At 55.5% G+C, this 7,619-nt stretch carries 8 protein-coding genes; all 8 read left to right on the top strand.

From position 1 onward, the window contains the following. Positions 1-2,094, top strand: a 2,094-nt coding sequence (locus MVK60_RS09910; protein WP_297438950.1) for an STT3 domain-containing protein, incomplete at its 5' end; no start/stop codon positions are given. A 100-nt stretch (positions 2,095-2,194) separates the two neighbouring features. Beyond that, positions 2,195-2,422, top strand: coding sequence for a ribbon-helix-helix domain-containing protein (locus tag MVK60_RS09905; RefSeq protein WP_014788819.1), 228 nt, complete (start codon positions 2,195-2,197; stop codon positions 2,420-2,422). A gap of 25 nt (positions 2,423-2,447) precedes the next feature. Continuing rightward, positions 2,448-3,587: a sulfate adenylyltransferase gene (gene sat, locus MVK60_RS09900; protein WP_297438947.1), complete on the top strand. Its 1,140-nt coding sequence runs from the start codon at positions 2,448-2,450 to the stop codon at positions 3,585-3,587. 29 nt (positions 3,588-3,616) lie between these two features. After that, complete coding sequence (locus tag MVK60_RS09895) at positions 3,617-4,552, top strand: DHH family phosphoesterase (RefSeq protein WP_297438944.1); 936 nt, start codon at positions 3,617-3,619, stop codon at positions 4,550-4,552. 5 nt (positions 4,553-4,557) lie between these two features. Further along, positions 4,558-5,988 carry an alkaline phosphatase family protein gene (locus MVK60_RS09890; protein WP_297438942.1) on the top strand — a complete coding sequence of 477 codons (1,431 nt, stop codon included), beginning with the start codon at positions 4,558-4,560 and terminating at the stop codon, positions 5,986-5,988. A 17-nt stretch (positions 5,989-6,005) separates the two neighbouring features. Then, complete coding sequence (locus MVK60_RS09885) at positions 6,006-6,746, top strand: sulfite exporter TauE/SafE family protein (protein WP_297438940.1); 741 nt, start codon at positions 6,006-6,008, stop codon at positions 6,744-6,746. Between the two features lie 4 nt (positions 6,747-6,750). Then, a complete protein-coding gene (gene cysC / locus MVK60_RS09880) occupies positions 6,751-7,293 on the top strand; it encodes an adenylyl-sulfate kinase (protein WP_297438938.1) in 543 nt (180 codons plus the stop codon). 15 nt (positions 7,294-7,308) lie between these two features. Beyond that, on the top strand, positions 7,309-7,619 hold a 311-nt coding region (locus MVK60_RS09875), incomplete at its 3' end, for a TSUP family transporter (protein WP_297438936.1).

Raw genomic sequence — 7,619 nt, 5'->3', positions numbered from 1 at the left:
CTCTGGATGACACCGGCCTACGTTTATAGGATCCTGTCAGTATTTGGAGTCTCCCTCTACAACTCCTTCAGGGTAACCCCCGTTATATTTGGCGTTCTAACGGTGCTCTTCCTTTATCTGGCTGTTTTGAGGTTGTATGGTAGAGAGGAAGCGTTTTTATCTTCACTGTTCCTAACCGTGCTTTTCGGGCACGTTTTCCGCTCGATGGCAGGGTACTACAGGGGCGACAATTATATGCTCTTCTGGTACAGTGTGAGTTTGTTTGGTGTGAGTCTCGCGCTCTCGTCTGGTAGGAGGAACCGGAGGAGGTTGCTGTTTTATACCATACCACTCTTTGCAAGCGGCCTTGCCGCAGCCTTCTGGCAGGCTTACTATCCCATATTTGCATTCCTGCTGGGAAGTGCCCTGACACTGGCTTTGGGTGCATTCATCCTCCGGGAGAACGCGTATTTTGAGGATGCCCTCACTCTCACGGCTTCCACCGCCTTTGGGGCCCTTCTAGCTAACTCAATAGGGGGGCACCTGAACTACGGGATGGTGGGGGCTGACCGCTGGCTCGGCAGGGAGTTTGCGAAGGAATTCGGCCTGCACTTCGGCCTCATCAGGGACGCATTCCTTCTCGCCTTCCTCAGGTACGCCGTTCCCGCTGCAATCGCAACGATCATGGTCCTAATGATGCTCTCAAGGTTCGTCAGGGGGGATCGGTGGAGGCTACTAATAGCTGGCATAGGGCTCGCCGCCGCTATGGTCGTGGGACTGAGGTACTACGGGCGTGTGGATACTCTAATCCACCAGCTTTTCCCGACCGCCCCCATAGCCGAAACTCAGAGAACCACATTCAGCGCCGCATGGACCGCCTACAGCGCCGCTCTCCTGATGGTGCCCGCGTTCTTTCTGAGCTTCACTCCAGAGAGGATCAGGATGAGGGACTTCTTCATCTTAGGGCTTCTCCTCGTGGTCGGACCCATGGTGTTCCTCTGGACGAGGTTCCTATTCATGGGGTCCATTGCCGTTGCACTGACGGCAGGCATCGGGAGCATCAGACTCTACGAATCCCTCAGGTCTGTGGTAAACAGGAAAAGGGTGGGGTCCCTTCTCTTGGCATCTTTGATCCTCCTGGTGCCGTTGGTGACCGCAACCCAGGGGGTTCAGAACACACTCGACGCTAGGCCCTTCGTCAACGGGTACTGGGTAAAGGGTCTGACGTATCTAGGCGAGCATTCCAACATAAACGATGTCATCATTACCTGGTGGGACCACGGGCACTGGGTGACGTACTATGCCAACCGGGCGCCGGTGGCGCAGGGAAGCCCGAACAGATGGGTTGCACAGTACTACCTCGGTCTCAGAAAACCAAGTGAGCTGATGGCCAGGGGGGTTGACTACGTTACCGTCTCGTACGACACCCTCCTAAAGTTCGGGGCCGTGCTTGAGACGGCCGGGGTTTCCCCAGCGGATTATGGTTTCGTCCTGATGCCTCTCTCCGGAAGGTACGGGAACGTCTTGATGTTCTCGAATGGGGGTTACTCAATCCTTCTCCAACCCGGCCGGGGGGCGCCTGAGGCGATTGTGAGAGTGGGGGCGTCGTCCTTTGAACCGAAGGAGCTCTATCTGGAGGCTGGAAACTCCCTAAGGCGGTTCTCCACGGGAAGAATGGTGAATCAAAACGCGTACGTTTATGTCAACCTAAATTATGGCTATGCCGTACTGATGAACACGAAAACGTTCAAAACGCCACTGGCGAGACTCATGTTCACAGATAACCTTACAAACTACAGCCTCGTCTATTCTGACGGGGGTATTCTCAAGATATTCCGGTTTAATCACCCCAACGTGGTGGTTACCGCTGAGAATGGCTCCGTGGTGTTGAAGTTCACGAACGCCACTGGGACTGGATTGGGCATCTATGGGTTCCTCGACAACGGCACTCTCGTCTTCAAGAAATGGTACGGTGTCCACGGGAAGAACGAGTTTATCCTGCCAGAGAACCTGAACGGGAGCGTCGTTGTCCGCTATACCTACGTCCGGAAGAAGACCGTGCTCGACAGAGGAGTTTTCAGGATCGAGGATGTACTATCTGGCGCTGGAAACTAGATTAATGTTTCAGATTTCATCTCTTTTCGAAAGCTTTATATTCTCCACTCTCCGTTTAATTAAATGTAATTAAATATAATTAAGGCTGGAGGTGTTTGCCATGGCTGAGGAGAAGAAGTACACGACCGTTTCTATACCAAAGCCCCTTTACGACAAGATCAAGGCCAGAATAGAGGGTACAGGGTTCACTTCGGTTTCGGACTACGTTACCTACGTCCTCCGCGAGGTTCTGGCGAGCCTCGAAGAGGAGGAGAAGGAGGAAGTCTTCACCGAAGAGGAGGAAGAAAAGGTCAAGGAGAGGCTTCGCGCCCTCGGCTACCTCGACTGAGGCCCTCCCGTTCTGAGGTGATACCATGGTCTCAAAGCCCCACGGAGGCAGGCTCGTCAGGAGGTTCGTGGCTGAAAGAACCCGTGAGAGGATTCTGAGCGAGCAGGAGGAATACCCGCGTGTCCAGATCGAGCACGGCCGAGCGATAGACCTAGAGAACATCGCGCACGGCGTTTACTCGCCGCTCAAGGGCTTCCTCACGAGCGACGACTTCGAGAGCGTTCTATACACGATGCGCCTGAGCGACGACACGCCCTGGACGATCCCGATAGTGCTCGATGTGAGGGAGAGAACCTTCGACGAGGGTGATGCAATCCTCCTTTACTACGACGACCTGCCGGTAGCGAGGATGCACGTCGAGGAGATTTACACCTACGACAGGAAGGAATTCGCGGTCAAGGTCTTCAAGACCGATGACGCTAACCACCCGGGTGTCGCAAGAGTAATGAAGATGGGGGACTACCTCGTCGGCGGAGAGATAGAGCTCCTCAACGAGCTCCCAAACCCCTTCGCCAAGTACACCCTCAGGCCGGTCGAGACGAGGGTTCTCTTCAAGGAGCGCGGCTGGAAGACCATCGTTGCGTTCCAGACGAGGAACGTGCCCCACCTCGGCCACGAGTACGTGCAGAAAGCGGCACTGACCTTCGTCGACGGTCTCTTCATCAACCCCGTCCTCGGGAGAAAAAAGAGGGGCGATTACAGGGACGAGGTCATAATCAGGGCCTACGAGACCCTCTTCGAGCACTATTATCGCAAGGACGCGGCGACCTTAGCGACAGTCCGCTACGAGATGCGCTATGCAGGGCCGAGGGAGGCAGTCCATCACGCGATAATGAGGAAGAACTTCGGTGCGACGCACTTCATAGTGGGGAGGGACCACGCTGGAGTCGGCGACTACTACGGGCCCTACGAGGCCTGGGACCTCTTCGGAGAGTTCCCTGACCTGGGAATAAGCCCGATGTTCATCCGTGAGTCCTTTTACTGCAGGAAGTGCGGAGGCATGGTCAACGCGAAGATATGCCCCCATGACAGGGAGTTCCACATCCACATAAGTGGCACCAAGCTCAGGAAGATGATAATGACCGGCGAAAAGCCGCCGGAGTACATGATGAGGCCTGAGGTCTTCGAGGTCGTGAGGAGCTTCGAGAACCCGTTCGTGGAGTGATTCCCATTATTTTTTGCGGGGTGAGTTAGGTGCATCTAATAGTCCACCACTGGGACACCGACGGGGTGACATCTTCAGCGTTGCTGGTTAGGGCGCTTGATCTGGGGGAGTTCACCAACATCACCGAACCAATAGGTGAGTTCCGCTTCGACGAGAGAATATGGGAGGCCATTGGAAAAGCCGAGAGGCTCTATGTTTTAGACTTCAACGTCCCGAGCGAGGTCGAGAAGGTCAAGGTTCCAACGCTGTTCATAGACCACCACACCCAGCCGAGAATCAAAAACCCACTTGTTGAGCAGGTGAATCCCTCGCTCGGTGGGGAGTACTACCCCTCCTGCTCGCTCGTCGTCTCGGAGCACTTTGGGATATGGAACGCCTGGAGTGCCCTCGGTGTCGTTGGGGATATAGGGAAGAAGGCCTTTGAGCTGGATAGGGTCAGAAAGCTCCTGGAAAGGGAGGGAACCTCACGGGAAGATGCGCTGAGGCTCGTTGAGCTCATCGACTCCAACTATATCGCCATGGATCGGGAGGCGGTTGAGAGAGCCCTTAGAGTTCTTTTAAGCCACGAGGTGAAAGAGCTCCTCGAATACGAGCCGTGGGTGAAGAAGGCGGAAGCCATAAGGGAGGCCATCGAGGGGGCAGTTTCAAACGCCGAGGAGCGGGACGGCTTCGCCATCGTTCACTTCGAGAGCCCCTTCAACATTATCTCAAAGGTCGCGAGGAAGCTCGTCTGGGAGATGAACTATAGGGGCGCGGTGGTCATCAACGGAAACTTCCACGGGAAGGGCCAGGTGTACTTTAGGATCTCCGCAAAGGAAGCGGAGAGGATAAAGGTGGCCGAAATAATAGAACGCATTAAAACCCTCGGAGCCAACGCCGGCGGCAAGAGGGAAGTCCTCGGCTGCGTCTGCGAGAGGGATAAAATCTGGGATGTAATGGCGATCATTGAGGAATACCTGAGGTGAGGAGAATGGAGTTTGAAAGGAAAGTTAAGGAGGGAATGGAGCGGACGAAGAAGGTCCTCGTCATAGGCCTCGACTCCGCCCCGCCGGAGCTGCTGTTCAACCGCTTCATAGACGACATGCCCAACGTGAAGAAGCTCCTCGAAAAGTCGGTTTACGGCCCGATGCAGACCGGCATTCCAGCGATAACCATCCCCATGTGGATGGTGATGGTCACCGGCAAGACGCCGGGCGAGCTCGGCCTCTACGGCTTCAGGCACAGGAGCGGCTATTCCTACACTGACTACTGGATAGCCCATAGCAAAAAGGTGAGAGAAAAGACGCTCTGGGACTACCTCGGCGAGCGCGGAAAGAAGTCGATAATAGTGGGCGTTCCTCCGACCTACCCGCCGAAGCCGATCAACGGCCACCTCGTGAGCTGCTTCATAACGCCAGATGCAAGCGTGGACTACACCTATCCAAAAGAGCTGAAGGGCGAGATCGAGAGGCTCGTTGGGGAGTACATCTTCGACGTCCCCTTCAGGAGGGAAGCCAAGGATGAGGTCAAGGAAGGCCTCTGGGAGATGACGGAGAAACGCTTTGAAGTCATACGCTACCTCATCCAGGAGAAGGAGTGGGACTACTTCCACTTCGTCGAGATAGGCCTGGACAGGCTCCACCACGCCTTCTGGCGCTACTTTGATGAAAACCACCACCTCTACCCGGGTAAGGGAAACAGGTACGAGAACGTCATTCCAGACTACTACAGGCTCCTCGACAGGGAGATAGGAGAGACCCTCAAGCTAATAGACCTCGACGAGACGGCTGTCTTCATCGTCTCCGACCACGGAATAAAGGCCATGCACGGCAACTTCGCGGTCAACCAGTGGCTGGCCGAGGAGGGCCTGCTGAAGGTGAAGAACCCCGAGGTTCTCCACGACGGAAAGGTCAAGCGCTTTGAGAGCCTTGAGGTCGACTGGAAGGAAACCACCGCCTGGGGCTGGGGCGGCTACTACTCGCGCGTTTTCCTCAACGTCCTTGGAAGGGAGAAAGCCGGAAAGATACCGCTCTCCAGGTTCGAGAAGGTAAGGGACGAGGTTGCCGAGCAGATAAAGTCAATACGCGGCCCGAACGGCGAGAGGTGGGATACGAAGGTGTTCTACCCCGAGGACATCTATCCGATAGCGAAGGGAAGCAAGCCGGACATAATGGTCTACTTCGACAACCTCAACTGGCGCGCGGCAGGAACCGTCGGCCACCCGAGCAACTACCTGCCTGAGAACGACACCGGGCCCGACGATGCCAACCACTCCGAGTTCGGGGTGTTCTCGATGTATCTTCCGGGCTTCGACGAGAGCAAGGCAACGCAGCTGACCATCTATGACTTCACTCCAACGGTGCTCAGGTTCTTCGGAGTAGAGGAGCCGCTGGCGGAAATGCACGGGAGGAGCATCCTTTAGTAATTCAACCACCGGAGATGAAAACCATGATTGGCAATGTGATTACCGGGCTCCTTGCGGGAATCGCCCTCGGTGCCTTTGGAAGCGGAAGCGGAGCCATAGCTGTGCCTCTGTTGATCCTCTCGGGCGTTGATCCAATGGAGGCAAAGGGCAGTGTTCTCACGAGCGAGGTCGTAACCTCCACTGCGGGGGGAATCGTGCACAAAAGCAGGGGAAACTTCAAAAAAGAACTCAGTACTTCCCTTCTTTTCGGAATTATTGGAGCGTTCCTTGGAGCATACCTTGCTGGATATGTCCCAGTCAAAAGCTCGAAGATCATCATAGGCATCTATGAAATATTCGCAGGGATTGTACTGCTTGCTGTTATCCCCCGAAATATCATTGATGTGGATCACAACAGAGGATACCACTACGCCATCTTCATAGGGCTCCTTGCGGGCTTTGTGAAGGGGTTTCTCGGGACGGGATGGGGTCCCGTTGGAGTTACCCTGCTGATAATATTAGGGGCACTGCCAAAAAAAGTTGTGGGATCTTCCCTCTTTGCGAGGGTTTTAATCTCAGGCACGGCCGCACTCACATACCTCATCACGGGGCATGTACTGTTCAGTGTCGCCGCAATGCTCTGCCTCGGAGGATTGCTCGGTGTTTTGATAGGAGCCCGTTTAGTTACATTCATCGGAGAATCACAGCTAAGAAAAATTATCGGCGCATTCGTGCTCTTACTGGGTGTTTATGTTCTTTATAAAGCACTGGGGTGATTTGATGGGGCTCAAAAACCTCGAAAAGGGCTTTACAATCTGGCTCACGGGGCCGAGCGGCGCCGGAAAGACGACTTTGGCGGTAAAGCTCGCGAGGAAGCTCAGGGAAATGGGCTACCGCGTTGAGATACTCGACGGGGACACGATAAGGAAGACGCTGTACCCGGAGCTGGGGTTCAGCAAGGAAGCGAGGGAGATGCACAACCGCGTTGTCATCCACATGGCCAAGCTCCTCAGCAGGAACGGGGTAATAGCAATAGTCTCGCTGATTTCGCCCTATCGAGCGGTTAGGGAGTACGCGAGGAAGGAGATTGAGGACTTCATCGAGGTCTACGTCTACGCCCCGCTTGAGGTGAGAATCCAGCGCGACCCCAAGGGACTGTACGCCAAAGCCCTTAGGGGAGAGATAAAAGGTTTGACGGGCTACGATGGCGTCTACGAGGAGCCCGAAAACCCGGAGGTGAGGGTGGACAGCTCAAAGATGACGCCGGAGGAAGAGGTCGAGGCGGTAATAGAAAAGGCCAGGGAGCTCGGCTACCTGCCCTGAACCGGGGGGAGGGCATTGCAAGCCACCTTTGCCGGGCTGGGCTTCCTTGTTGGCTTCCTCGTTGGCCTCACGGGGGTCGGCGGCGGGGCCCTGATGACACCCTCACTTATTTTCCTCGGCGTCGAGCCGTTGACAGCGGTCGGAACAGACCTGCTATATGCAACAGTCACGAGGGTCTTCGGGGCCTTCTTCCACGGGAGGAGGGGCCACGTCCGCGCCGATATAACCGTGAGGCTTTTCGCAGGCAGCCTGCCCGCGATAGTTTTGGGTGCGGCTCTACTGCGGGTAATTCCGAAGGAGGCAATTAACCGCCATCTCACGCTGAT

Source organism: Thermococcus sp. (genome assembly GCF_026988555.1).
In the GTDB taxonomy this organism is placed as follows: domain Archaea; phylum Methanobacteriota_B; class Thermococci; order Thermococcales; family Thermococcaceae; genus Thermococcus.
Note: the sequence above shows the minus strand (reverse complement) of the source record. Positions and strands in the feature narration are given on the sequence as shown.